Consider the following 25,327-nt stretch of genomic DNA (forward strand, 5'->3'; position numbering starts at 1 on the left):
CAGAATTTGCCTGGCGGCTTTAGCGCGGTGGTCCCACCTGACCCCATGCCGAACTCAGAAGTGAAACGCCGTAGCGCCGATGGTAGTGTGGGGTCTCCCCATGCGAGAGTAGGGAACTGCCAGGCATCAAATTCGTTCCTTTTCCCCTGACAGGGAAAGTAACAGGAACAGACTGTAATCAGCCAGTTGCTGAGAGCGGTGAAAGAATCGGTGGAGCGGTAGTTCAGTTGGTTAGAATACCTGCCTGTCACGCAGGGGGTCGCGGGTTCGAGCCCCGTCCGTTCCGCCACTTAATTGGAAAGCCCTGACTTAACGGTCAGGGCTTTTTCCATTGCAGTATACAAATAAGCCGGCCCCAAAACCGTCACGTGCGCCACGGCTGCTCAGCGGTCCACTCACTGAGAAAATCGATAAAAGCCCGCACTCGCTGGCTCACGCCAGTATCACTGTAGTAAACCGCATTGAAGGGCATCTTCACCGGCAGACGCTGATCGGCCAGCACTTCCACCAGTGATCCCTCCGCTACCTCACGATCGATCATGTAGTCCGACAGACAGGCAATACCATTACCGGTAAGGCAAAGCTGCTTAATCGTCTCACCGCTGTTCGAAGAAAGAGCCCAGTTAATATCATAGAGTTCACCGCTTTCACGGGCGACGGGCCAGCGATTGAGTTTTGGAGAGTCATCAAAACCAAGACAATAATGGTTATCCAGCTCAGCCACCGTTTGCGGTATCCCATGCTCACGAAGATAGGCGGGTGAGGCAACTACCTTGCGAAAGCTATTGAACAGCAGCCGGGCGCGCAGGGTCGAGTCGGTCAGATTGCCGGCGCGAATGGCAATATCGACTTTTCGCTCAATCAGGTTGATGAAGCTCTCTGAGGAAATTAAAGAAATAGTCACTTCAGGGAAGCGTTGGCGAAATGGCTTAATCATCGGCATCAGCAAATGCAGAATGACCGGTGTCGCAGCATCAACCCGCAGCAGTCCTTTCGGCGCCTGCAGACTTTCGATCAAATCGCTTTCCGCTGTGGTCATCTCCTGCAAAAAACGCTGAACGTGGCGGAAATAGCGTTCACCTTCCTGCGTCAGTGCCAGCTGCCGCGTTGTGCGGGTCAGCAGAGCGATACCCAGCTTGCTCTCCAGTTTTTTGATGGTCCTGCTGACGGCAGAGTTCGCCATCTTCAACTGTTCAGCAGCGCGACTAAAACTCCCACTTTCTACTACGCTGACAAACACTTTTAGTTCGTCAGAAGATGCCTTCATTCTTAGTCCCTGCAGTGACGTGGCCAGTTAAACCAGTTTATAGCCGATAATGTTGTGATAACCAGTATAGAGCCCCCGATGATGACGACCTCAATGTCGTCTCCCGATCTGCCTCGTTTTGCTTAGCGAACTTAAAAGAGCTGCTTTATGCTGCAAAAGCGCGATGAATTCTGACATTCACCTGCATCCATTGAAACCCCGGTCTAGAATCCCTATAACAGACAGGTGTTAACTGTATTTTTTGAATCATCAGCCAGGCGGGAAAGTGCGCAAAAAAACTTATGCAATGCGATATGTAGCAGGACAACCAGTGGAACAGATCTTTCCACCTGGCGCGATGCTCCATCTCGGTCAGGCACTGCCTCCCGGCGCGCCATTGCCTGCGCATCCAAACCTCAAAGTTCTGGTATGGAACATCTTCAAGCAGCAACGTGCAGACTGGATGTCCGTACTGGAAGGATTTGGCAAGGATGCGCACCTGGTATTGCTGCAGGAGGCGCAGACCACGCCTGAACTGGTGGAGTTTGCCACCAGTAATTATCTGGCTGCCGATCAGGTGCCCGCCTTTGTGCTGCCTCAGCATCCCTCAGGGGTGATGACGCTCGCCTCTGCGCACCCGGTCTATTGTTGCCCGTTGCGTGAGCGTGAGCCTCTGCTGAGGCTCTCTAAATCGGCACTGGTCACGGCCTACCCTCTGCCGGCCGGTGAAATGCTGATGGTTGTGAACATCCATGCGGTTAATTTCAGTCTGGGTGTCGACGTCTACAGTAAACAGCTGGGGCCAATCGGCGAGCAGATCATGCATCACCAGGGGCCGGTAATAATGGCCGGAGATTTCAATGCCTGGAGCCGTCAGCGTATTAATGCGCTCTACCGGTTTGCACAGCGCATGAAGCTGGAAGAGGTGATGTTCACTGCTGACCACCGGCGCAAAGCGTTTGGCCGCCCGCTGGACTTCGTCTTCTATCGCGATCTCAGAGTGAGTGAGGCATCCGTACTGGTGACGCGCGCGTCCGATCATAACCCCTTACTGGTGGAGTTCAGTTCAGGAAGCTAATCGCTGCATTGAGTGTGACTGCAGAAGGGGGGAAGGCGGGGGATAAGCAAACTGTGGCAGATGAATAAAAGAAAAAGGCTGACAATTGTCAGCCTTTTCAACGTATCAGGTATCAGGTGTGGCGTTATTATTCACAAACAGCGTTAAGTTATCGCCGGGTTGAATATCTTTCGCACTGTCCAGCACACTGTTCCAGCGCATCACGTCTTTAATGTTGACGCCATGATGACGGGCAATACTGTCAAGAGAATCACCCTTACGAACACGGTAGGTGATGCTGTTGCCGTTATCAGCCAGTCGGGTGCCATTCGAACCGATGGTCAGAGTCTGACCCGGTCGGATATCAGCACCGCGCAGGTTGTTTTCCTGCCTCAGTGTCGAGACGCTAACGCCAAGTTTAGAGGCGATACCAGAGAGCGTATCACCACGTCGGACTTTATACCCGCCACTCGCGCTGGCTTTCGCAAGCTGCGTAGGCTGTACCGCTGCGATGTCACCGGAAGCCAGTGAATTACGCAGTTTCGCGACGTTCGACTTCGGCACCATAATGTAGTGCGGGCCGTTTGGCGCTGTTGCACCGCCTTTGTAGCCGGTATTGAAGCTCTTCAGTTTCGTGAGCGACATACCCGCCATTTCGGCAGCCTGCGTCAGCTGTATCTGCTGACCCACTTCCACTCGTGCCAGAGCACGACTTTCATTAGGTGTCGGCAGTTTGATACCGTAACGCTTATTATTTTTGAGCAGTTCACTCAGAGCTAACATTTTAGGCACATACACGGTCGTTTCGCGTGGCAGCGATAAATGCCAGAAGTCAGTCGGCTTACCGCGCGCCTTGTTCTGCTTAATCGCTTTGAGCACACGTCCTTCACCACTGTTGTATGCGGCGATGGTTAATAACCAGTCACCGTCAAACATCGTGTTAAGACGCTGCATCATGTCCAGCGCAACTTTCGTGGATGCGACCACATCACGTCGCCCATCGTAATACTGGTTTTGTTTCAAACCATAGTTTCGACCCGTAGCCGCAACAATCTGCCAGATACCAGCGGCATTGGCGGATGATGTTGCATGGGGGTCAAAAGCGCTCTCCACTATGGGTAGCAGTACCAGTTCCATCGGCATTTTACGTTTCTGTATCTGCTCGACTATCCAGTACATGTACGGCTCTGCCCGTAATGTTACATCGTGGAGATAGCTCTTATTTTTTAGAAATTTACTTTTTTGTTCGCGGATTGCCGGGTTTTCCGGAATCCCCATCTTCAACTCGTCACTAATGAAACTCCAGAGATCTGCGTCTGCTGCGAGGCCAGTTCCATCTTCCTGCCAACGCGGCGACAAAAACTCGTCTCCGTACTTTTCATTTTCACCTTGACCAGCTGAAGACAGACTCTGTGCATGCTGTACCGGGATATTGGCATCGTTCCTGGACGCCTGACATCCCACCAGCAAGACTGAGGCGAGTAATATCGCTTTAGCCTTCATATGTGTGTCAATAGTTCGCTTAAAAGACGAGCAACTATACTTGACGACTTTTCACAACACAACCCGAAAAATCAAAAACCGTCTTTCTTCTCGCGTAGAACGGCAAATGTATGCCATACCGGTTCATCAGAAACATTAACGTTTAAAGCCCGTTGTAAATCAATATCTTGCGTGCGTAGAAATAAATTAATTGACCGTTCGTGCGCCAGTTTTGTTGGCAGACTAATGCCATTTTCAGCGCGTAAGTCCTTAATTTTCTGATATTCGGCCGTTATTTGTGGGTCATGGGGCAGAATAGCCGCAGCAAACTTCAGATTGGATAAAGTATATTCATGCGCGCAGCAGACTAAGGTTTCTCCTGGCAGCTGATTAAGCTTTTGAAAGGAATCATACATCTGCTCTGCGGTGCCTTCAAAAAGACGTCCGCAGCCACCCGAAAACAGGGTGTCGCCACAAAAAAGATAAGGCGCACTGTAATATGAGATATGTCCTAAAGTGTGACCAGGGGTGTGAATCACTTCGAAAGTCAGGCCCAGAACCGTGACTTTATCGCCTTCGCTGACTATCGTTCTGGCCCCTTTGGTCTCGGTTTCCTGAGGGCCGTAGACCGCCAGCTGCGGGAAATGCTCACACAGCGTTTTCACGCCGCCGGTGTGGTCGTTATGGTGATGAGTCAGCAGAATCGCGACCGGCTCCCAGCCATTGGACGCCATTTTTTCTAACACCGGTTGGGCTTCGCCGGGATCGACAATCAGGCATTTCCCTTCATCATCGTTCAGCGTCCAGATGTAGTTGTCCTGCAACGCAGGAATACTGGTAAGATTCATCATCACCTCTCGCAGGTCGTTGTAAAAGGAAGAGCGTAAAGCATGAAGCCCGCGAAAACACGCAAGATTCTGAACGCGCCGCTGTCCTGGCACGATATGCCGTGGGGAGATTATTTCCGCGACGCACTGACTCAGCAGCTTCAGCCTTACCTCGGAAAGCTTTATGGCTTTCATATGCTTAAGCTTGGCAACCTCAGCGCAGAAATCAACACTGAAAACTGTTCTATTTCACATCAGGTTAATGTGGGCAGCCAGGGTGAGCTGTTACAGGTGCAGGCTGACCCGATGCAACTGCCGTTCGAGTCGAAGTCGATTGATGCCTGTCTTCTGGCCCATACGCTCGCCTGGAGTCAGGATCCTCACCGTGTGTTACGCGAAGTGGACAGGGTGTTAATTGACGATGGCTGGATGATTATCAGCGGCTTCAATCCTTTCAGTCTGCTCGGCGTAAGTAAGATGGTGCCGGGATTAACTCGTAAAGCGCCGTGGAGCGGAAGAATGTTCAGTCAGATGCGGTTGCTCGACTGGCTGGGACTGCTGAATTATGAAGTGGTCTATCGCACCCGATTTCAGGTGCTGCCGTGGCACCGGCAGGGCGGGAAACTGATCAGCGCCCACTTACCGGCGCTGGGCTGTCTCAATATTGTGGTGGCGCGTAAACGCACCTTCCCGCTGCTGCCGACCCGGGCAAAGAAAAGCCTGAGTACCAGTAAAATCCGGCAGACGGTCAATGCCACTCGTCAGTTCCGGAAAGCAGAGGATCAGGACTCGGCTTTATAGCCGATATCCTCAAAAGCAGGATTTTCAGCCGCGCTGCGGGCCAGCACGTCGCAGCGTTCATTCTCCAGATGTCCGGCATGCCCTTTAACCCACTCCCACTGAATTTTGTGAGTGCTGAGTGCCAGGTCGAGACGCTGCCAGAGATCGACATTCTTCACCGGTTTTTTATCAGCGGTTTTCCAGCCACGCTTTTTCCAGTTATGGATCCAGCTGGTGATCCCCTGGCGCACATACTGACTGTCGGTGCTCAGCACCACATCGCACGGCTGGGTCAGCGCTTCTAGTGAGACAATCGCCGCCATCAGCTCCATGCGGTTATTGGTGGTAAGGTGATAGCCCGCGCTGAAGGTTTTCTCATGCTGACCGTAGCGTAAAATCGCCCCGTAACCGCCGGGGCCGGGATTTCCAAGACAGGATCCATCGGTGAATATTTCTACCTGTTTGCGCATCTCTGGTAGACTTCCTCTCAAAAATGCTAAGTCTGACATAAAACGGGTCTTATGAGCACTGCAAATAACCGCCAGATCGTTCTCGATACTGAAACTACCGGCATGAACATGATCGGGGTACATTATGAGGGGCACCGCATCATTGAGATTGGTGCGGTGGAGGTGATTAACCGTCGCCTGACCGGTAACAATTTCCATATGTATCTCAAGCCCGATCGGCTGGTCGACCCCGAAGCTTTTGGCGTCCACGGCATTGCCGATGAGTTCCTGGCTGACAAGCCCGCCTTCAGCGAAATCGCCGATGAGTTTCTGGACTACATTCGCGGTGCGGAATTAGTCATCCATAACGCGCCGTTTGATATCGGCTTTATGGACTACGAGTTTTCAAAGCTGAACCGCGGCATTGAGAAAACCGAAACCTTCTGCAAGATTACCGACAGCCTTGCGCTGGCGCGTCGTATGTTTCCCGGCAAGCGTAACAGCCTGGATGCGCTCTGCTCACGTTACGAAATAGACAACACCAAACGAACCCTGCACGGCGCACTGCTCGATGCCGAGATTCTGGCTGAAGTCTTCCTGACCATGACTGGCGGTCAGACGTCACTCTCCTTCTTGTCGGAAAGTGAAAGCGCCCGTCAGGCGCAGGGTGAGAGCATTCAGCGCATCGTGCGTCCCACTTCTGCACTGCGCGTGGTCACGGCCAGTGAAGAAGAAGTGGTTGCTCATGAGTCCCGTCTGGATCTGGTGATGAAAAAGGGTGGCAGCTGCCTGTGGCGTGGCTGAATGGCCTGTTTTTGTGGATAAAATCAACGGCAAGCTGAAAAAAACAGCAAACGATTCATTCACCTGGAAAAAGCGTTGACGCGGTAACGGCCTGCCATTACTATGCGCCTCGTTCTCGACGGGGAACAAAGCGCGGAGCGGTAGTTCAGTTGGTTAGAATACCTGCCTGTCACGCAGGGGGTCGCGGGTTCGAGCCCCGTCCGTTCCGCCAATCTCTTTAAAAAAGCCGATTCAGAAATGAATCGGCTTTTTGCTGTCTGCTATTCAACGATGGCTTGATTCTTCTGCGCCATCACCTCGCCATGCGAGTGGGTAACATCCTCCGCCTCACGATCTTCACGGGCGATAAAGCGATAGCAGCCCGCCGCCAGACCGGCACCAATAAACCAGCTGAAGTTCGCCACCTGATGCAGGGAAGGGATAAAGCTAATCACCAGGCAAATCGCCACCGACGGCAGCAGCGCGCCAATAGCTTTCGGGTTAAAGCCACCGCGATACCAGTAACGGCCTGATGGCGTGTCGTTAAACAGATCGTCGACCGAAATGCGTCCACGTTTAATCAGATAGAAATCGGTCAGCAGAATCCCGAACAGCGGCCCGATAAACGATCCCAGCACATCCAGAGTGTAGTGAATCAGCTCAGGCGACTGGAACAGGTTCCACGGTGTTAACAGCACTGAGCCGACGGCAGCGATCATGCCACCCGTGCGGAAGCTGATTTTCTGCGGGGAACAGTTCGAGAAGTCAAAAGCGGGTGAGACGAAGTTTGCCACGATATTGATGCCGATAGTGGCGGTAATCATGGTCAGCAGGCCAATCGCGACGGCCAGATCGTTGCCGACCATACTGACGGTTTCGATGGGGTCGGTGATCATTTTGCCAAACAGCGACTGGGTGCCCGACACGATGACCACGGTCACTACTGAGAACAGCAGGAAGTTAAACGGCAGGCCCCAGCGGTTGCCGCGACGAATCTCGGACATGTTTTTGCCGTAGCGTGAAAAGTCACCGAAGTTCAGCAGCGGCCCGGAGAAGTAAGAGACCACCAGCGCGGTGGCCGTAATCATCTGCCACGTCTGCTCGCCTGCGGTCAGCGATTTGCTGGCGAGTGTAAAGGAGATCCCATCAAAGCCGGTCTTGTATACAATCCAGCCCGCCAGCGCCACCATCACCACATAAACCGCCGGTCCGGCGACATCGATAAACCGTTTAATGGCGTTCATGCCGTGCCAGAACACCATCGCCTGGAGTAACCACATAATGCCGAAACAGCACCAGCCCAGCAGCGATAGGCCCAGCCAGTGCGGCACGGTCATTGACGTCAGCGAAGGCACGAACTTCAGCAGCACCAGCATCAGGGCGTTCGCCGCCAGATAAGTCTGGATGCCATACCAGGCGAATGCGATCAGCCCGCGGATCACCGCCGGGATATTGGCACCAAATACGCCAAACGCCTGACGGCAAATCACCGCATAAGGGACACCCGCCATCTGGCTTGGTTTCGCCACCAGATTCGCACAGATCTGCACGATGCAGATCCCCGCCAGCAGGCAGAGCAGCACCTGCCAGCTGGCTAATCCCAGCGTGAAGAAACTGGCGGCCACCACATAGCCGCCCATACTGTGCACATCGGACATCCAGAAAGAGAAGATGTTGTACCACGACCAGTTCTGATCGCGAGTCGGTGCCAGGTCGTCATTACAGAGCCGTGGGCTGTAACGGGCGTTGGCTTCAGAGGCCGTGCTGGCCACCGTTGATTGATTTGGCATGAAACCTGCTCCTCTAACCGAAAGTGGAATGAATAATCTGGGAAGAGGTATTGCAGGATTCAGGCCAGATCTGTTTTCTTGTATACAATATTTAATTTTCACGTATACGATATGTGGCACACAGCGAGCGACCGGAGCAGGTAATGACGAGTAAAACAGCCCAGCGAGACGCCACCCATCTGCAGGACAAAGATGAAGGGATTTACCAGGCGCTAATGAACGCCATTGTTGAGCACCAGCTGCCGCCGGGCAGTAAATTGCCGGAAGAGGCCCTTTCCGGAGTCTTTGGTGTGAGCCGCACTGGCATCCGCAAAGTGCTGCAGCGCCTCGCAGCGGTGCAGATGGTCACCCTGACGCCCAAACGTGGTGCGCAGGTGGCAACACCCGGCGTTGAAGAGGCGCGTGACATCTTCTCAACCCGCAGTTTAATGGAGTGCGCCAATCTGCCTGCGGTGCTGGCACATCTGCAGCCTCCCCATCTGGTGGCGCTGGAGCAGCTCATCGTCCAGGAGAACCAGGCGCACGCCGATCATGATGGCCCGGCAGCGATCCGGCTCTCTGCGGCGTTTCATATTCAGCTACAGGCGATCTCGGGTAATCAGGTGCTCACCGGCATGGTGACCAGCCTGACGCAGCGCTCCTCGCTGGTGATCGCCGCCTATGGCGCGCCCTGGCAGCGCGGCTGCCGCTGTGACGATCACGCGAATCTGCTGACGTTACTGCGCGAACGCGCGCTGGAACCGCTGACGCAGGCGCTACAACATCACTTTGAGCACATCGTCTCCAGCCTGCACTTTGAGCGCAGCGGGGAAACCCTGCCCGATTTTTCCCGACTGTTTGCCGCAGGCTCTGGAGCTGACTCATGAGTCTGATTCAGGTCATTAACCCCAACACCAGCCTGGCGATGACAGAAACCATCGCTCAGGCCGCCCGTGCCGTCGCCGCACCGGGTACCGAAATTCTGGCGGTTTCACCGTCGCAGGGCGTGCCCTCCATTGAAGGCCACTTCGATGAGGCGATCGCCGCCATCGGTGTGCTGGAGCAGATCAGGCTCGGCAGGGAGCAGGGCGTCAGCGGTCACGTCATCGCCTGCTTTGGCGATCCGGGTTTACTGGCAGCGCGCGAGCTAGCCAGCGGACCGGTGATTGGTATTGCGGAAGCGGCGATGCACACCGCCACAATGCTGGCGACGCGTTTCTCCATTGTCACCACGCTGCCACGTACCCTGGTGATTGCGCGTCATCTGCTGCAGCAGTATGGCTTTACCCATCACTGTGCCGCGCTGCACGCCATCGATCTGCCAGTACTGGCGCTGGAAGATGGCAGCGGCGTGGCGCAGGAAAAAGTACGGCAGCGCTGTATTCAGGCGAAACGGGAAGATGGCAGCGGGGCGATTGTACTGGGCTGTGGCGGGATGGCGACGCTGGCTGCTTCGCTGACCCAGGAGCTGGGCCTGCCGGTGATCGATGGCGTCAGTGCGGCGGTAAAAATGGTCGAGTCGCTGGTGGCGCTTGGCTTTGGCACCAGCAAACATGGCGATCTGGCCTGGCCTTTGCAGAAACCTCTCTCAGGTGCGTTTCAGCATCTAAACTAACGGAACTTTCCCGAATCAAGACAGGAAGCCAGTGATGACTGACGCTGCAGAGAAGAAAGAGTACAGCTTTAACAAAAACTATCCGCGCGATTTAATCGGTTATGGCGCTAATCCGCCACATGCCGCCTGGCCCAACAACGCCCGTGTGGCGGTGCAGTTTGTTCTGAATTACGAAGAAGGCGCTGAAAACAGCGTGCTGCATGGCGATGCCGGTTCAGAGCAGTTCCTCTCCGACATCATCGGTGCAGCGAGCTATTCCGATCGGCACATGTCGATGGAGTCGCTGTATGAATATGGCTCCCGCGCCGGATTCTGGCGCATCCACAATGAATTTCAGAAACGCGGCCTGCCATTAACCGTGTTTGGTGTGGCGATGGCGCTGGCGCGTCATCCGGAAGTCGTCGAGGCGATCAAACAGGCGGATTACGATGTGGTCAGCCATGGCTGGCGCTGGATCCACTATCAGGGCATGGATGCAAAAACCGAACGTCAGCATATGCAGCAGGCGGTCGATGTGCTGGTGGATCTGTTTGGTAAAGCGCCGACCGGCTGGTACACCGGCCGGGACAGCCCGAACACCCGTCGGCTGGTGGTAGAGCAGGGTGGCTTCAGCTACGACAGTGACTACTACGGCGACGATCTGCCGTTCTGGACCCAGGTCACCTGTCAGGATGGTACGGTGAAACCGCACCTGATTATCCCTTACACCCTGGAGTGTAACGACATGCGCTTTGCCTCGCCGCAGGGATTTAATACCGCCGAGCAGTTCTTCACCTATCTGCGCGACAGCTTCGATGTGCTGTACGAAGAGGGGGAAACGGCGCCGAAGATGATGTCGATCGGTATGCATTGCCGCCTGCTGGGGCGTCCTGGCAAATTCCGCGCGCTGCAGAACTTCCTCGATCACATCCAGCAGCACGACGACGTCTGGATCTGTACCCGCCAGCAGATTGCTGACCACTGGATCGCTACCCACCCGGCTCCTTAAGCCGGTTCCGGCGCTTACCCCACTCAACCGGGCGAAGCGCCGGAAGCCGTCAGCTCATCAGACTGACCTGCGCCGCCACGATGCACCAGCCATGGGGCATTCGCACCCAGGTCTGCTGCTGACGGCCAATCTTATCGCTGCCGGTGCGGGTAAATTCAGTGCTGCAGACCGCATAATCCTCACCAAAAGTCGTAATCACGGTGTTTCGCAGCGTCCGGTCCAGCCCGGCAGAAGGGCGCGCGGCACGGAAGGCCCGAATCTCATCAATGCCATACAGATTCTCACCCGCGCCGAGGCGTACGGTTCGCGGATCGTGCCAGAACAGCGCATCCAGTTCGTCCACATCATTGCTGACCAGCGCCTGCTCGTAGCGATAAAACTGCGCCGTCACTTCGCTGAGCACCTGCGGTAAATTAATCTCTCTGTTCATCAGGCTCCTGCCATATTCATTTGCGGCATCGTGATGCCCTGTTGTTCCAGTGCCCAGGCGGCGCGTAATACCGCCTCTTCGTTAAACGGCCGGGCGATAAGCTGTAAACCAATCGGCAGGCCACTTCGGGTCGCCAGCGGCACGGTACAGACCGGCAATCCCAGGAAGGAGATTGGCTGCGTCAGCATCCCCATACTTGCTTTAGCGGGCAGCGATTCACCCTGAATCGTCAGGGCTTGCTGACCGATGGTGATCGCACTGCAGGGCGTCGCCGGAGCGATCAGCACATCGAAGCGATCAAACAGCGGTAACACCTGCTGCTGGAAGTAGCGACGGAAACGCTGCGCCTGCACATACCAGGCACCTGGCATCATGGCACCCGCCAGCAGACGCTCGCGGGAGTTTGGTTCAAACTGCTCCGGCATCTGACGCAGAGCTGGCAGATAGTGATTGCCGCCCTCAGCGGCGGTCATGATAAACGCGGCTGAGCGAGCCAGCTCCGCCTCCGGCATCAATACCTCTTCCTGTGCCTCAAGCGTTGCCGCAACCACCGCAACGGCAGCGCGGGCATCCTCATCACACCAGCGCGTAAAAAAGCCGCCCAGCACGCCGCAGCGTAATCCTTCGAGGCCCTGTGACAGCCCCGGCAGCGTCGCGGCCAGCGGACGGTCAGCCTGAAACGCATCGGCGTGATCTGCGCCCTGTAACAGGTCATACACCAGTGCCAGGTCTTCAACCCGCCTCGCCAGCGGACCGATGTGGTCAAGGCTGGCGACAAACGGATGGCTGCCGCTGCGTGACAGGCGGCCAAAGGTGGGCTTGAGACCAAAAATACCGCACAGCGAGGCAGGCACCCGAATCGAGCCATTGGTGTCGGTGCCCAGTGAAAAGTGGACCAGACCGGCGGCGACGGCAGCCGCAGAACCGCCTGACGAGCCGCCCGCCACGCGGCTCAGATCGCGCGGGTTGTGCGTCGCACCATAGTGAGTGTTTTCGGTAGTAAAACCATAGGCGTAGGCATCCATGTTCAGCATGCCCGACAGCAGCGCACCCGCCTGGCGCAGTTTCCCGACGGCAAACGCATCTGCCTGTGCCGCAGGGCGATCGCGGAACAGACTGGCACCGGCCAGCGTGCTGTGACCCGCCACATCAAACAGGTTTTTCACCGCATACGGGATGCCCGCCAGTGGTGGCAGGGTTTCGCCGCGCTGCCGCTGCGCATCAATCTCGCTGGCCTCTTTTAACATGCGCGGCCCGGTCACTTCCGTCCAGGCATTCAGCGCCGGATTATGCTGCTCAACCGCCTGCAGCGTGCTCGTCGCCACCTCCAGCGCGCTGATCTCACCCTGCTGGATCGCCCGTTGCAGGGTCTGAATCGAAACATCACCTAATCTCATGCCCGGTATACTCCTGCCACTTCCAGCCGGTCATCCAGCGGAAACGCCATCAGCGGCGCCGCCAATTCTGCGATGCGCGACAGCTGGATCAGCAGTTCTGCGCGGCGGGCGTCATCCAGTTCCAGTTGCAGGATCTGCTCCATATGGCCGATGTAGCTGGTCCAGTCGTGTTGATTCATGATTCGCTCCTGTTAAAAACCGGCGGCGCTGCCGTTACTGCGCGGATCGCTTGCGCCCTCAAACATGCCGTTGCTGTGACGCACAATCGCGCCCGCATGGCCCACGGATTCGCTGAAGTCCGGCAGTAGCTCCACCTCATGGCCCCACAGACGCAGCATCAATACCGTTTCGTCGTCAAAGCGGCCTTCCAGTTTCAGCGAGTCTGACAATTGCCCCCAGGTCCGGCCCAGCAGCCAGCGCGGCGCACTAACCGCCTGCTGTAACGGCAGGCCCTGGATCACATGGCGGGTGAAAATCGCCGCCTGGGTCTGCGGCTGTCCATCTCCGCCCATTGCGCCATACACCATTGTCCGGCCATCTTTCAGCCGTGCGGCGGCAGGATTCAGGGTATGGAACGGCTGCTTGCCGGGCGCCAGCGCCAGCAGGTGCTCAGGATCGAGGCTGAATGCCGCGCCCCGGTTCTGCCAGGTAATGCCCGTGCCGGGCAGCACCACACCGCTGCCAAACTCGTGGTAGATGCTCTGAATAAAGGAGACAGCCAGACCGCTGCTGTCCATTACGCCCATCCAGACCGTATCGCCCGGTCCGCGTCCGTTACCCCAGGCTGCCGCTTCTCCATCGGTGATCTGGCTGGCGAGCGTGGCGAGGTGATCGCTATCCAGCAGCGCCTGCAAATCTTCGGTGACGTGACGCGGATCGGTGATGTGTTTGTCGCGCAGGGCAAAGGCTTTCTTGGTGGCTTCAACGATGCGGTGCACCGTCTGCGCCTCGTCAGCCTCCGCCATCTCCAGACGATCGGTGATGCCGAGGATCGCCAGCGACACCATGCCCTGCGTCGGCGGGGCAATATTCCAGATGTCGCCTTCGCTGTGGGTGAGATGCAGCGGCGTCGTGCGGCGGGCGCGGTGCTGCTGCAGATCGGCCAGCGTGACCGGCATGCCGAGCGTGGCCATCTCATCGGCCATATGGTGAGCCAGCGGACCGCGATAAAAACTGTCGAGTCCCTCTTCGGTGAGCTGGCTCAGAGAGTTAGCCAGTGCGGGCTGGGTAAAACGGCTGCCCGGCTGCGGCACATCGCCGTCGGGCATAAAACTGGTGCTGAAACCGGGCTGATGCTGCAACTCACTGCGGAACGTCGCGGTGGCGGCGCTTTGTGAAGCGGTCACCGGAATGCCGTCGGCGGCGTAGCGAATCGCATCACGCAGCAGACGCGCTAGCGGCAGTGGCGGGGTGCCCATCTCCGCAGAGAGCGTCAGGGCCTCCTGCCAGCCGCTGACCGTTCCGGCCACGGTCAGCGCCGCTTTCGGCCCGCGATGCGGGATCTTCAGGTGATCGGCGTAGAAATCGCGGTGCGCCAGCGAACCGGCTGCGCCGCTGGCGTCGATAGCGACGGGATCGCCGCCGGGCGGCAGAATCAGCCAGAAACCATCGCCGCCCAGTCCGTTCATGTGCGGGTAGACCACGGCGATAGTCGCGGCAGCAGCCACCATCGCTTCAATGGCATTACCGCCATCACGCAGCACGGCGAGTGCGCTTTCACTCGCCAGATGGTGTGGCGTCACCGCCATCCCCTGCGGGGCCATATTGCTTTGAATCATCTTTTTCTCGTTCTTTGGGTGACAGAACCCATATCAAAGCAAGAGCTGTTCCAGTTTTCCCCCCGGCCTGACAATGCGCCGGTTAACCTGGCGTAAATTGTGCTAGCTTCTGCTGAAACAAAAGTTACAGGACGCCTTATGAAACAGCTTGATGAACGACTCAGAAGTCACTATCCCCAGCTCTCTCCACAGGAGCAGCGCATCGCCGACTTCGTGTTTGACCACTTCGATGACCTGATCAGCTACAACAGCGCCGAGCTGGCGCGGCTCAGCGGTGTGTCGAAAGCCACGGTCAGTCGGCTGTTTAAACGTCTGGGCTACGAGAAGTACAAGGATATGCGTGATGAGTTACGCATCCTGCGCCAGAGCGGCATGCCGCTGACCGATAACCGGGATGCGGTGCAGGGCAATACGCTGCTGGCGCGCCACTACAAGCAGGAGATGGCTAACCTGACGCAGTGGGTAAACAGCCTGGATGCCCGGCACTTCAACGAGGTCATCCAGCAACTGGCGCAGGCTAAGCGCGTGTTTATCATCGGCATGCGCAATGCCTATCCGGTGGCGCTCCATCTGCGCCAGCAGCTGGTGCAGGCGCGTTCACAGGTGCATATCCTGCCGCAACCGGGCCAGACGCTGGCTGAGGAGCTGGTGGATATCACGCTGGACGACATGGTGATTGTGATGGCATTTCGTCGTCGTGCGCGCATCATTCGTCCGCTGATGCAGCAGCTCCAGGCTGCCGGTGTCCCGATGCTGGCGCTGTGTGAGCCGCAGGCGCAGACGGTGATTGCGCTGGCGCGCTGGCAGCTCTGTACGCCGCTGGATAGCGTCTCCGCCTTTGACAGTTACAGTGCGGCCATGAGTCTGGTAAACCTGATCGCCAATGCCCTGCTGCATGAAATGCTGGCTCAGGGACGTCAGCGTATTCATCAGATCGCCGATCTTTACCAGCAGTTCGACGAGCTGGAGCACCGTTAACAGGCACCATTTTGGTGCTTTGCCCCATTTCAGAACACGCCCCTTACGGCGTAGTCGCCCCGATTACGCCCGATTTCTGCTGAACTCTCTGCTGCTTAACCCTTTTTCTGTTGCCGTCCGCATTGGCACATTAGTTGCAGATTGCATGTCAAAGAATCTTTTGTTTCACGTTAATCTCACCGGGGTGCATAATGAAAAAAGTTTTATTGGCGGTTGCGACAGCGGCATTACTGATGGCTCAGGCGGGAAGCGCGCTGGCCGATCAACTGCAGGATATCCAGAAACGCGGCGTCATCCGCGTTGCCGTGCCGCAGGACTTCCCGCCGTTTGGCTCGGTCGGCACGGACCTGCAGCCGCAGGGATATGACATCGACACGGCAAAATATCTTGCTAAGCAGATGAAACTTAAGTTGCAGCTGGTGCCGGTCAGCAGTGCCAACCGCGTGCCTTATCTGCAAACCGACAAGGTCGATCTGGTCATCTCCAGCATGGGTAAAAATGCTGAGCGTGAGAAAGTTATCGACTTTACCCGCGCCTATGCGCCGTTCTTCCTGGGCGTATTCGGTCCGAAGGGCGATGAAATCAAAGCGGCCTCAGCCCTGAGCGGCAAGTCGATTGGCGTCACGCGCGGTGCGGTAGAGGACATGGTGCTCAGCGAAGTGGCCCCGAAAGATGCGCAGGTGAAACGCTACGAAGACAACAACACCACGCTGTCTGCGTATCTCTCCGGTCAGGTGCAGTATGTCGCAACCGGCAACCTGGTCGTCGCCGCCATTGCGCGCCAGAATCCGGCCAAAGCGCCCGTCGCGCAGTTCATGCTGAAAGATTCACCCTGCTTTATCGGCCTGAAGAAAGATGAGCCAGCGCTGAAAGCCAAAGTGAATGAGCTGATTGAGCAGGGCATCAAAGATGGCACCCTGAATAAACTGTCAGAAGAGTGGCTGAAAGCGCCGCTGCCCGCCAACCTCGGCGCCTGAGGACGGATTCATGACCGGGCAACTTAACTTTCCCGCCCTGTGGCCTTACTGGCCGGAGCTGCTCTCCGGTCTGTGGGTCACCATCCAGCTGACGGTGCTGGCGACCACCGGTGGTGTGGCGCTGGGCATTGCGGGTGCGGCGCTGCGCAGCGGCAAACCCAGCTGGATGAGCCGCCTGTGGGGCATCTATGTCGAGCTGATCCGCAATACGCCGTTCGTGGTGCAACTGTTCTTTATCGTTTTCGGTCTGCCTGCGCTGGGGATGAAACTCACCGCGGGCGAGGCGGCGTTGCTGGCGATGCTCATCAACCTCGGGGCCTACAGCACCGAGATTATCCGCGCCGGGATTCAGGTGACGCCTAAAGGGCAGTGGGAAGCGGGACGGGTGCTGGGATTAACCCGCAGCCAGACGTTTCTGCGGGTCGTGCTGCCGCCTGCGTTACAGCGCATTTATCCGGCGCTGGTAAGTCAGTGCATCATCGTAATGCTGGGCTCATCGGTGGTGTCGCAGGTCTCCTATGAGGAGCTAACCTTCGCTGCCAACCTGATCCAGTCGCGTACCTTCTTAAGTTTTGAGGTCTATCTGGTGACCACGCTGATCTACCTGGCGTTGTCGATAGCGATGCGCCATCTGCTTCTGGCGATTGGCCGTAAATGGTTTGGAGTGCAGCCATCATGATGACGACCTTTACCGACTGGGACATCCTGCGCAACCTGCTGCTGGCGGCGCGCTGGACCCTGTTACTGTCGCTGGTGGCTTTTGTCGGCGGAACGCTGGTGACGCTGCCGCTGCTGTTTCTGCGTCTGCTGCAACGTAAGTGGCTGACGCGCGTGATACGGGGTTACACCGCGCTGTTTCAGGGCACGCCGCTGCTGATGCAGCTGTTCCTGGCGTTTTTCGGCGTTGGCCTGTTTGGTATTGATGTCGCGCCCTGGACCGCAGCCTCGCTGGCGCTGACTTTTTACACCAGCGCCTTTCTGGTCGACATCTGGTACGGCAGCATCCGCGCCCTGCCGAAAGGGCAGTGGGAAGCGTCGCGTTGCCTCGGCCTGACCTTTGGTCAGACGCTGTGGCGGGTGGTGGCACCGCAGGCGATCCGTATCGGTATCGCGCCGACTGTAGGATTCGCGGTGCAGGTGATCAAGGGCACCGCGCTGGCGTCGATTATCGGCTTCATCGAGCTGACGAAAGCCGGCACCATTCTGAACAACGTGACCTATCAGCCGTTTAAAGTCTTTGGGCTGGTGGCGCTGGGCTACTTCCTGATGTGTTATCCGCTGTCTCGCTACAGCCAGTATCTGGAGAAAAAATTCAATGCCGCTCATCACCATTAATCAGGTGCAAAAATATTACGGCGACAACCATGTGTTGAAAGGCGTGGATCTGGATATCGACATGGGCGAGGTGATCTCGATCATCGGTCGTAGCGGATCGGGCAAAAGCACGCTGCTGCGCTGCATGAACGGGCTGGAAGGCTATCAGGAGGGCAGCATCAAGCTCGGCGGAATGACAATCACTGACCGCGATTCGCAGGCACGTGAAATCAGCCGCTCGGTCGGGATGGTGTTTCAGAGCTTCAACCTGTTCCCGCATATGACGGCGCTGGAAAACGTCATGCTGGCGCCGCGCCGGGTGCTGAAGAAAAGCGAAGCCGAGTGCCGGGAACTGGCCGCGCAGATGCTGGAGAAGGTCGGGCTGGGCGAACGTCTTAACTACTATCCTGCCAGCCTCTCCGGTGGTCAGCAGCAGCGCGTGGCGATTGCCCGTGCGCTGGCGATGACGCCAAAAGTTTTACTCTGTGATGAGATCACCTCCGCGCTCGATCCTGAACTGGTGGGTGAAGTGCTCAAAGTTCTGGAGCAGCTGGCGGCAGAGGGAATGACGCTGATCCTCGTCACTCATGAAATGAGCTTCGCCCGCGACGTGGGCGATCGTGTGGTCTTTATGCATCAGGGGCGCGTCTGGGAGCAGGGTGACAGTAAAACGCTGTTCGCCCAGCCGCAGACGCCGGAGCTGAAGCAGTTTATCTCTTCGGTTCGTCTCTGATTATCTGGAAAAGGAAATGATGATGGATATAACGCAATACCCGCAACTCAATCCGCCACAGCGTCTGCTGATGGGACCGGGACCGATCAACGCCGATCCCCGCGTGCTGCGCGCCATGTCGAGTCAGTTGCTGGGTCAGTACGATCCCGCGATGACCCACTATATGAATGAAGTGATGGCGCTCTATCGCGGCGTGTTCCGCACTGAGAACCGCTGGACGCTGCTGATTGATGGCACCTCTCGTGCCGGTATCGAAGCGATTCTGCTGTCGTCTATCCGCCCTGGCGACAAAGTACTGGTGCCGGTGTTTGGCCGCTTCGGTCATCTGCTGTGCGAAATTGCCCGCCGCTGTCGTGCGGAAGTTCACACCATTGAAGTGCCGTGGGGCGAAGTTTTTACCCCGGACCAGATCGAGGATGCGATCAAAAAAGTGCGCCCGCGCCTGCTGCTGACGGTACAGGGCGACACCTCGACCACCATGCTGCAGCCGCTCGAGCAGTTGGGGGCAATCTGCAAACAGCATGGCGTGCTGTTCTACTGCGATGCCACCGCTTCGCTGGCGGGAAACGCGCTGGAAACGGATGCCTGGGGACTGGATGCCGTCTCGGCGGGGATGCAGAAATGTCTGGGCGGCCCATCGGGCACCTCGCCGATCACCCTGAGCGCAGAGATGGCCGCGGTGATTCGCAAACGCAAATGCGTTGAGCAGGGGATCCGCACCGAGGCGCATCAGGATGGCGAAGAGGAGATGATCTACTCCAACTATTTTGATCTCGGCATGATCATGGATTACTGGGGACCGGAGCGGCTCAACCATCATACCGAAGCCACCAGTGCGCTGTTTGGCGCGCGTGAGTGCGCCCGTCTGATCCTGCAGGAGGGACTGGATAACGGCATCGCCCGTCACAAACTGCACGGTGAAGCGATGCTGAAAGGCATTCAGGGGATGGGGCTGGAGACCTTCGGCGACCTGAAAAACAAAATGAATAACGTACTGGGCGTGATGATCCCCTCCGGCGTAAATGGCGATCAGGTGCGCAAGCTGATGCTGGAAGATTTCGGCATTGAGATTGGCACCTCGTTTGGTCCGCTGCATGGCAAAGTGTGGCGCATCGGCACCATGGGTTATAACGCGCGTAAAGATTGCGTGATGCAGACGCTGTCAGCGCTGGAAACGGTGCTGACCTATGTCGGTTATCGCACGCCGCAGGGTGCGGGCGCACAGGCTGCATGGGATCACTACGGGAGCCAGGCATGATGATGAGCGCCAGCGAAGCCCAGGCCGCTGCACAGCGCGTTATGGCGCGCTGCGATGCGCTGGCGGCGATCAGCGAAACGGCTGAGGGGCTGACCCGCGTCTACCTCTCGCCGGAACATCTGCGCGCCAACGCCTGCGTCGGTGAGTGGATGCAGGCGGCGGGGATGCAGGTGTGGCAGGATGAAGTCGGCAATATCTGCGGGCGCTACGAGGCGGCAGACGCGGGTGCGCCTGCGCTGCTGCTCGGCTCACATCTCGACACGGTGCGCAACGCCGGTCGTTACGACGGGATGCTGGGCGTGCTCAGCGCCATTGAAACGGTGCAGTGGCTTAACGAACACCAGCGCCGCCTGCCGCTGGCGATTGAGGTGATTGGCTTTGGCGACGAAGAGGGCACCCGTTTTGGCATTACGCTGCTCGGCAGTCGCGGTATTACCGGCAGCTGGCCGCAAAGCTGGGTGACGCATCCTGACGGCAACGGCATCACCGTGGCGCAGGCGATGGCCGATGTCGGGCTCGACAGCGACAGGATCGCCTCTGCGGCGCGGCGGGTTGAGGACATCGTCGGATATCTTGAGCTGCACATCGAACAGGGTCCCTGCCTGGAGCAGGAGGATCTGGCGCTGGGCGTGGTCACGGCGATCAACGGTGCGCGCCGCCTTAACTGTCGTTTCACCGGAGAAGCGGGCCATGCGGGCACGGTGCCGATGACCCACCGCAAAGATGCGCTGGCCGCCGCTGCCGAGTGGATGGTGTTTATCGAGCAGACAACCCGTGAGCAGGATTCGCAGCTGGTCGCCACCGTCGGCACCATTAACTGTGCGCCGGGTGCGGTCAATGTGATCCCTGGCGAGGTGTCGCTGTCGCTGGATGTGCGCGGTCCGCTGGATAATCCGCTGGAAACGCTGCTCTCCAGCCTGTTAACGCAGGCTGAGGCGATTGCGCTGCGCCGTGGACTTCGCTTCGAGTCGAACGAATATTATCGCATCGGTGCCACCGCCTGTGACTCCGCGCTGCAACAGGCGCTAAGCCATGCGGTGGAAACGGTGCAGGGCCGCAGTCTGTCGCTACCCAGCGGTGCCGGGCACGACGCCATCGCCATCGCTGAACGCTGGCCGGTCGGCATGTTATTTGTGCGTAACCATCGCGGCATCAGCCATCATCCGGCGGAGTCGGTGGCGGTGGACGATGTGGCACCTGCGCTGCAGGCCTATTTACAGGCGGTCTCGCTGATTGCCGGACGGAGTTGAACATGGAATTAGCCGCATTCAATCAGCTGGCAGCTGACGAAGCGCAGGCGGCCATCCGGCACTGTGTGGCGATCCCGCACTGGCAGCAGTTGCTGGTGGCGGCACGGCCTTTTGCCACCACTGAGGCGCTGCTGGCAACCGCCGATGCGCTGGCGCGCCAGTGGCAGCAGCCCGAGCTGGAGGCGGCCCTGTCGGCGCATCCCCGCATCGGTGAACGCGCGAGCGGCGCGGATAAAGAGGCAGCGTTGTCGCGTGGTGAGCAGTCCGCGATGCAGCAGGCCGACCACGCTCTGCAACAGGCGATGCAGCAGGGGAATCAGGCGTACGAAGCGCGTTTTGGCCGGGTGTTTCTGATCCGCGCGAAAGGGCGCAGCGGCGAGCAGATGCTGGCAGAGTTGCAGCGTCGGTTGCAGAATAGTGAGGTTACCGAGCAGCAGGAAGCGCTGGATCAGCTGCGTGAAATTACCCTGTTACGCCTTAAGGAGACGATTCAATGAGTACCGTGACCACCCATATTCTCGACACAGCGCTGGGCAAACCAGCCAGCGGCGTGGCGATCTCACTGGAGCAGAACAGCCCGGAAGGCTGGTTTCCGATTTCACAGGGTGAAACGGACAGCGACGGACGCCTGAAAGATCTGACGCCGGAGCCGTTGACGCCGGGCCACTACCGTTTAACGGCGGAAATCGGCGACTATTTTGCCGTCGCCGGTCGGGATGCGCTCTACGTCAGCGCGCAAATCGATTTTGTCATTGCCGAGGCGGGCAGCCACTTTCATCTGCCGTTTCTGATTTCGCCCTGGTCGTGGTCAACCTATCGCGGCAGTTAAGAAAAATTTGGATACCAGTAGAACTGAAAAACAATAATTGTATGATTTTTTTATTCTTAATTATTGCTATTTGAAAAGGATTAACTTTATTTTCAAAACCTTAATGGAGGACGTTTTTTTAAACTTATCACTGAGGGGATTTGGGTTAAGTCCTGAGCGGTGTATGATGCGCAGATATCCATACTAAGTTCAGGGAGAACGGGATGAAGATGGTACTGCCGGTTGACGGCTATCATTCAGCAGCGGCGTTCATGGCTGCCATGCAGGGAAGCCGGGGGGACACATACTGGCTGATGAAACAGGCAGAGCACTGGCACGGCGGCATCCACCTGTATGATGGCTTTGCCGGCAATGCCGTCTGTAAACCTGGCAGCTCCGGCCTGAAATCCATGACGGACGGTCACGTGGTTGCCTGGCGGCTGAACGATGATTATCAGACCGCAGCGTCCGGAAAAAAGAGGCTGAAATTCAGCTCCACCTTCCTGCTTATCAAATCCACCTGCATCCCCGACAGCGACAGGCCCGATAACGGGCTGGATTTCTATACCCTGTGGATGCAGATAGCGCCATTATCTGAGTACGGCGTCACCGGCGTCCGGACCGCAACCGTTACCGCCGGCACGCTGAAAATCCGCCAGGACAACACGTTTCCGGGCTGGGTTCGCGGCGGTCTCAGTGAGGGCATCAGCGTTCCCCGCGATGTGCTGAGGCACTATGAGGTGCCACAGGATACGCACACCACGCTGCCGCGCGGTACCGTGGTGGAGGTTAAGCAGGAGGCCACCTTTCTGCTTAAAGGCAGGCCGGCTCCGTTTATCTTCGTGTCCGTGGTGTCGGTACCCGAAGGGGCGAAAAGCGGTTTATCTGCCGGAGAGTCCGGCTGGATTTCGGGTCTGGCCCGGTTCGTGAAGCGGCAGGAGGACACCCTGCCGGCCTGGATGCAGGCTGCCCGTAAGCACGGCGTATTTAATCAGGTGGTGACGGTTTCCGGGGAGAATGCGCCGGTGGTAAAGGCGGGAGAGGTTATCGGTCACCTGGGCCTGTGTGAGCGGCCGCACGGTGCCCCGGAGCACTTCTGCCATCTTGAGGTGTTCAGCCAGGACGCGCGCATGAAAAGCTTCCTGGCAAATGCGGCCGGAGTGACAACCGGGATGACAGAGCTGCACACGCTGGCGGGCAGGACGCGCTGGATGTACCGGGAAAAGGAAAAGACGTTCGTGGTGGCCGGCGTGGATGGCGACCCGTCAATGAGTACCGCGGAGCGCTACACGCAGGAAGGTGAGTGCCGCAGAATGGAGGCGGACGGAAAGAGCTGGTACCACATCCCCGGTGAACTCGCCTGGATGGCGGCGGAGGACGTGGAGAAGGTGAATCAGTTTGAACTTGAAAAGCGGGGCTTTATGCCGCTGGAGCAGGAGGAGGAGGCGCAGAGCATTTTCCAGACCCCGAAAGAGGGCTGGCTGCGGGAGGTGTTCGGCCGGCTGGAAGCGCTGGCCCGGGGTGAAACGCGGGACATGTACTCAGCCAGCTATACCGAAAGGTACCGGCTGCTGGTGAAGCAGATGGATGCGAACCGGGACGGCGTGATTGACGCCGGGGAGCTGTGGCGGTTTCTGCACAACAGCCAGCGGCACATCCGGTATCAGGTGGAGCGCCTGGTGGTGAAGCACCACAGCGAGTGGCTGAAGGACGGGATGTCGGCCCTGTGGCAGGCCGCACTGGATGAGCAGGCGAAGAAACATCCGGATATGGCGCTGTATAACCGCGACTTCATCAATGCACTGGTGTGGATGAAAGAGGTGCCGGAGATCCGCAGCGGCGAAGCGCTGTGGCATATGCATCCGATTGTGTTTCTTGATGCGATTGCTGTCAGCAGCGGAAGAATAACGCTGGCAATGCTCAGGATGATTTGGACGCTCACAGCTAGTGTCAGTGATGAAGCGTTGCAGCAAGTCGCCGATGAACTGAATGCTAATTTAGAGTTATGCAATTTAAATACAGAACAAAGACTTTATCATTTTATGGCTCAGGTTTATCAGGAAACCGGTTCAGAGTTTTCTATTACGGAAAACTTAAATTATGCATCAACTGCCTTACCTGTTTTCTTTTCCTATTACCGTCTCCATCCAACGGAGCAAATATTAGATGGCAGAACAGAAAAACACATAGCAAATCAAATAAATATAGCTAATAAAGCCTATGGATCCAGAAATGGGAATAATATGCAAGGAGATGGGTGGCTTTATAGAGGGAGAGGGATGAAACAGCTTACTGGAAAGGATAATTATAAACGATTTACAGAGTACAACACACGAAAGTGGAATGAGGTTGTAGATTTCGTAAATAACCCTGAGATGGTGGCTGATAATATAAAGTATGCAGTGAGATCTGCTTTGTTTTTCTGGGATGATGGAAAAATGTATCTAAAAGCGGATGGAGGTTACTCACTTAATGCTTCAGTTGAAGTGACGAATATTATCAATAGTGGGCTTTCAATGAGCGAGAAAAATAAAAGATTCAATAACATGGAGGATTTTCTGAAAAAGAAAATCTTCCATGGTGTTTTTGATTAGTCATTGATGTTTAGCAGAGAACCTTCCTCACTACCTTTTATACATTGAAGGGTAGTGAGTTCAATGTTGTTTTCTATCACTGTTAATGAGGTGGATGGTTTTTGTTCGTTAGCTATTCTATCAACACCAGTTGTTATTTTATAAGAAAATTTCCCATTAGTAAATTCAATGGAGTTAGTTGCATATCTGCCCGATAGATTTTCCAGATCAATATCAATTTGTTCTTTTTTTCTACTCAATTCCAGTTCTGGTTTGAAACCGATTTTTCCGAAGGAATAAGTTATGCTGTTAGTGTTCTTATAAAGAATGAGTTGTTTATTTTTATTGAGCTTGCATTTAAAAATAGGCTCATTAGCGCTGACGTTAAAAGTTAGTGCTATTAATGCAAGCTGAATAAAGATGTGTATTTTCCTTGTGTGCATAACATTTCCTTAACTTATTAAGAGTGGGTAATGGTTTTTTATGCTTTTTCAGTGTGCAACCAATCTGTTTGCATGTAAATAAAAACGCATCAGAGATGATTTTAGCGAAGGGTAGTTAGTTGGTAAATGACTTAAATGGCTAATTATCTCGTTGGCGTGCTGAAACGAAATATTATCCTCTAAACGTACCAGTTGTCAGATCATCAACTCAGGATATCTAATATCTTAATTAAAATTTCCTTAAAACAATGACTATTGCTACTGGAAAATTATCGTTTCTTTTAGGGTGGTCTGAAGATAACGTTCCCAGCGGAGGCAGATCTGCTCTCGTTGTACAGCTGGACATGCCGGCTACATCTTAATACACGCTGGCTACATCTTAATAGAAGTCT

At 56.3% G+C, this 25,327-nt stretch carries 26 protein-coding genes, 2 tRNA genes and 1 rRNA gene; 19 read left to right on the forward strand and 10 right to left on the reverse strand.

All coding sequences use genetic code 11. The annotated features are described in order from the left end of the window. The first annotated feature begins 9 nt into the window (after positions 1-9). Positions 10-125 (forward strand): 5S ribosomal RNA (gene rrf / locus ACN1CO_RS00005). A gap of 87 nt (positions 126-212) precedes the next feature. Continuing rightward, positions 213-289 (forward strand) — tRNA-Asp (locus ACN1CO_RS00010). A 75-nt stretch (positions 290-364) separates the two neighbouring features. On the opposite strand, the gene yafC is transcribed toward ACN1CO_RS00010, so the two are convergent. Next, positions 365-1,267, reverse strand: coding sequence for a DNA-binding transcriptional regulator YafC (gene yafC / locus ACN1CO_RS00015; RefSeq protein WP_419136723.1), 903 nt, complete (start codon positions 1,265-1,267; stop codon positions 365-367). 265 nt (positions 1,268-1,532) lie between these two features. Here yafC and ACN1CO_RS00020 point away from each other — a divergent pair, with 265 nt between their 5' ends. After that, complete coding sequence (locus ACN1CO_RS00020; protein WP_031590451.1) at positions 1,533-2,324, forward strand: endonuclease/exonuclease/phosphatase family protein; 792 nt, start codon at positions 1,533-1,535, stop codon at positions 2,322-2,324. 105 nt (positions 2,325-2,429) lie between these two features. Here the strand turns inward: ACN1CO_RS00020 and mltD are convergent, their stop codons facing one another. Both mltD and gloB read right to left on the reverse strand, forming a co-directional pair. Beyond that, entirely contained in the window at positions 2,430-3,806 is a 1,377-nt protein-coding gene (mltD, locus tag ACN1CO_RS00025) for a murein transglycosylase D (protein WP_090963464.1), read from the reverse strand. Positions 3,807-3,877: 71 nt separating this feature from the next. Then, on the reverse strand, positions 3,878-4,633 hold the full coding sequence (gene gloB, locus ACN1CO_RS00030) for a hydroxyacylglutathione hydrolase (protein ID WP_419138945.1): 756 nt from the start codon (positions 4,631-4,633) through the stop codon (positions 3,878-3,880). Positions 4,634-4,675: 42 nt separating this feature from the next. Between gloB and ACN1CO_RS00035 the strand changes: the two genes are divergently transcribed. Then, the gene (locus ACN1CO_RS00035; protein WP_419136726.1) at positions 4,676-5,413 is read left to right on the forward strand and encodes a class I SAM-dependent methyltransferase; all 738 of its coding nucleotides are present in this window, start codon (positions 4,676-4,678) and stop codon (positions 5,411-5,413) included. On the opposite strand, the gene rnhA is transcribed toward ACN1CO_RS00035, so the two are convergent. Continuing rightward, entirely contained in the window at positions 5,395-5,862 is a 468-nt protein-coding gene (rnhA, locus tag ACN1CO_RS00040; protein ID WP_419136728.1) for a ribonuclease HI, read from the reverse strand. The genes ACN1CO_RS00035 and rnhA overlap by 19 nt on opposite strands. A 51-nt stretch (positions 5,863-5,913) precedes the next feature. On the opposite strand from rnhA, the gene dnaQ reads away from it, so the two are divergent. Both dnaQ and ACN1CO_RS00050 read left to right on the forward strand, forming a co-directional pair. Beyond that, positions 5,914-6,645: a DNA polymerase III subunit epsilon gene (dnaQ, locus tag ACN1CO_RS00045; protein WP_283546176.1), complete on the forward strand. Its 732-nt coding sequence runs from the start codon at positions 5,914-5,916 to the stop codon at positions 6,643-6,645. Positions 6,646-6,779: 134 nt separating this feature from the next. After that, a tRNA-Asp gene (locus tag ACN1CO_RS00050) sits at positions 6,780-6,856 on the forward strand. A gap of 49 nt (positions 6,857-6,905) precedes the next feature. Here the strand turns inward: ACN1CO_RS00050 and ACN1CO_RS00055 are convergent. After that, complete coding sequence (locus ACN1CO_RS00055) at positions 6,906-8,414, reverse strand: NCS1 family nucleobase:cation symporter-1 (protein ID WP_419136730.1); 1,509 nt, start codon at positions 8,412-8,414, stop codon at positions 6,906-6,908. Between the two features lie 143 nt (positions 8,415-8,557). Here ACN1CO_RS00055 and ACN1CO_RS00060 point away from each other — a divergent pair, with 143 nt between their 5' ends. Genes ACN1CO_RS00060 through puuE form a run of 3 tightly spaced genes read left to right on the forward strand, consistent with a single transcriptional unit; the run spans position 8,558 to position 10,996 of the window. Continuing rightward, the gene (locus tag ACN1CO_RS00060) at positions 8,558-9,280 is read left to right on the forward strand and encodes a GntR family transcriptional regulator (protein ID WP_419136732.1); all 723 of its coding nucleotides are present in this window, start codon (positions 8,558-8,560) and stop codon (positions 9,278-9,280) included. Beyond that, on the forward strand, positions 9,277-10,008 hold the full coding sequence (gene hpxA / locus ACN1CO_RS00065; protein ID WP_283546173.1) for an allantoin racemase: 732 nt from the start codon (positions 9,277-9,279) through the stop codon (positions 10,006-10,008). Before ACN1CO_RS00060 ends, hpxA begins: the two co-directional genes overlap by 4 nt. A gap of 34 nt (positions 10,009-10,042) precedes the next feature. Next, on the forward strand, positions 10,043-10,996 hold the full coding sequence (gene puuE, locus ACN1CO_RS00070) for an allantoinase PuuE (RefSeq protein WP_419136735.1): 954 nt from the start codon (positions 10,043-10,045) through the stop codon (positions 10,994-10,996). A gap of 49 nt (positions 10,997-11,045) precedes the next feature. Here the strand turns inward: puuE and hpxZ are convergent, their stop codons facing one another. The 4 genes from hpxZ to ACN1CO_RS00090 are packed head-to-tail and all read right to left on the reverse strand — an operon-like array spanning position 11,046 to position 14,601. Next, positions 11,046-11,426 (reverse strand): oxalurate catabolism protein HpxZ, encoded by a 381-nt coding sequence (gene hpxZ / locus ACN1CO_RS00075; protein WP_110331408.1) that lies wholly within the window; start codon positions 11,424-11,426, stop codon positions 11,046-11,048. Then, the gene (locus ACN1CO_RS00080) at positions 11,426-12,823 is read right to left on the reverse strand and encodes an AtzE family amidohydrolase (RefSeq protein ID WP_419136737.1); all 1,398 of its coding nucleotides are present in this window, start codon (positions 12,821-12,823) and stop codon (positions 11,426-11,428) included. Before ACN1CO_RS00080 ends, hpxZ begins: the two co-directional genes overlap by 1 nt. Further along, positions 12,820-13,002 carry an oxalurate catabolism protein HpxX gene (hpxX, locus tag ACN1CO_RS00085; protein ID WP_419136739.1) on the reverse strand — a complete coding sequence of 61 codons (183 nt, stop codon included), beginning with the start codon at positions 13,000-13,002 and terminating at the stop codon, positions 12,820-12,822. The genes ACN1CO_RS00080 and hpxX overlap by 4 nt, the downstream gene beginning before the upstream one ends. A 12-nt stretch (positions 13,003-13,014) precedes the next feature. Continuing rightward, entirely contained in the window at positions 13,015-14,601 is a 1,587-nt protein-coding gene (locus ACN1CO_RS00090; RefSeq protein WP_419136741.1) for a gamma-glutamyltransferase family protein, read from the reverse strand. A gap of 138 nt (positions 14,602-14,739) precedes the next feature. Here ACN1CO_RS00090 and hpxU point away from each other — a divergent pair, with 138 nt between their 5' ends. From hpxU to ACN1CO_RS00140, 10 genes are all read left to right on the forward strand, one after another. After that, the gene (gene hpxU, locus ACN1CO_RS00095) at positions 14,740-15,579 is read left to right on the forward strand and encodes a MurR/RpiR family transcriptional regulator HpxU (protein WP_419136743.1); all 840 of its coding nucleotides are present in this window, start codon (positions 14,740-14,742) and stop codon (positions 15,577-15,579) included. A gap of 191 nt (positions 15,580-15,770) precedes the next feature. Beyond that, positions 15,771-16,556 (forward strand): transporter substrate-binding domain-containing protein, encoded by a 786-nt coding sequence (locus ACN1CO_RS00100; protein WP_419136745.1) that lies wholly within the window; start codon positions 15,771-15,773, stop codon positions 16,554-16,556. 10 nt (positions 16,557-16,566) lie between these two features. Then, entirely contained in the window at positions 16,567-17,235 is a 669-nt protein-coding gene (locus ACN1CO_RS00105; RefSeq protein WP_090963442.1) for an amino acid ABC transporter permease, read from the forward strand. Then, complete coding sequence (locus ACN1CO_RS00110) at positions 17,235-17,891, forward strand: amino acid ABC transporter permease (RefSeq protein ID WP_179897149.1); 657 nt, start codon at positions 17,235-17,237, stop codon at positions 17,889-17,891. Before ACN1CO_RS00105 ends, ACN1CO_RS00110 begins: the two co-directional genes overlap by 1 nt. Further along, the gene (locus ACN1CO_RS00115; protein ID WP_419136746.1) at positions 17,872-18,603 is read left to right on the forward strand and encodes an amino acid ABC transporter ATP-binding protein; all 732 of its coding nucleotides are present in this window, start codon (positions 17,872-17,874) and stop codon (positions 18,601-18,603) included. Before ACN1CO_RS00110 ends, ACN1CO_RS00115 begins: the two co-directional genes overlap by 20 nt. 22 nt (positions 18,604-18,625) lie before the next feature. Beyond that, positions 18,626-19,861, forward strand: a complete 1,236-nt coding sequence (locus tag ACN1CO_RS00120; protein WP_419138946.1) for a pyridoxal-phosphate-dependent aminotransferase family protein — start codon at positions 18,626-18,628, stop codon at positions 19,859-19,861. Beyond that, complete coding sequence (gene hpxK / locus ACN1CO_RS00125) at positions 19,858-21,111, forward strand: allantoate amidohydrolase (RefSeq protein ID WP_419136748.1); 1,254 nt, start codon at positions 19,858-19,860, stop codon at positions 21,109-21,111. Before ACN1CO_RS00120 ends, hpxK begins: the two co-directional genes overlap by 4 nt. A gap of 2 nt (positions 21,112-21,113) precedes the next feature. Next, entirely contained in the window at positions 21,114-21,608 is a 495-nt protein-coding gene (uraD, locus tag ACN1CO_RS00130) for a 2-oxo-4-hydroxy-4-carboxy-5-ureidoimidazoline decarboxylase (RefSeq protein WP_419136749.1), read from the forward strand. Continuing rightward, positions 21,605-21,940, forward strand: coding sequence for a hydroxyisourate hydrolase (uraH, locus tag ACN1CO_RS00135; RefSeq protein WP_161734521.1), 336 nt, complete (start codon positions 21,605-21,607; stop codon positions 21,938-21,940). Before uraD ends, uraH begins: the two co-directional genes overlap by 4 nt. Before the next feature lie 203 nt (positions 21,941-22,143). After that, positions 22,144-24,513 carry a hypothetical protein gene (locus ACN1CO_RS00140; protein WP_419136751.1) on the forward strand — a complete coding sequence of 790 codons (2,370 nt, stop codon included), beginning with the start codon at positions 22,144-22,146 and terminating at the stop codon, positions 24,511-24,513. On the opposite strand, the gene ACN1CO_RS00145 is transcribed toward ACN1CO_RS00140, so the two are convergent. Then, positions 24,510-24,935: a hypothetical protein gene (locus ACN1CO_RS00145; protein WP_419136753.1), complete on the reverse strand. Its 426-nt coding sequence runs from the start codon at positions 24,933-24,935 to the stop codon at positions 24,510-24,512. The two genes, ACN1CO_RS00140 and ACN1CO_RS00145, sit on opposite strands and share 4 nt — an antisense overlap. Positions 24,936-25,327 lie beyond the last annotated feature (392 nt).

Source organism: Pantoea sp. R13S299, from assembly GCF_048515925.1.
GTDB lineage: Bacteria > Pseudomonadota > Gammaproteobacteria > Enterobacterales > Enterobacteriaceae > Pantoea.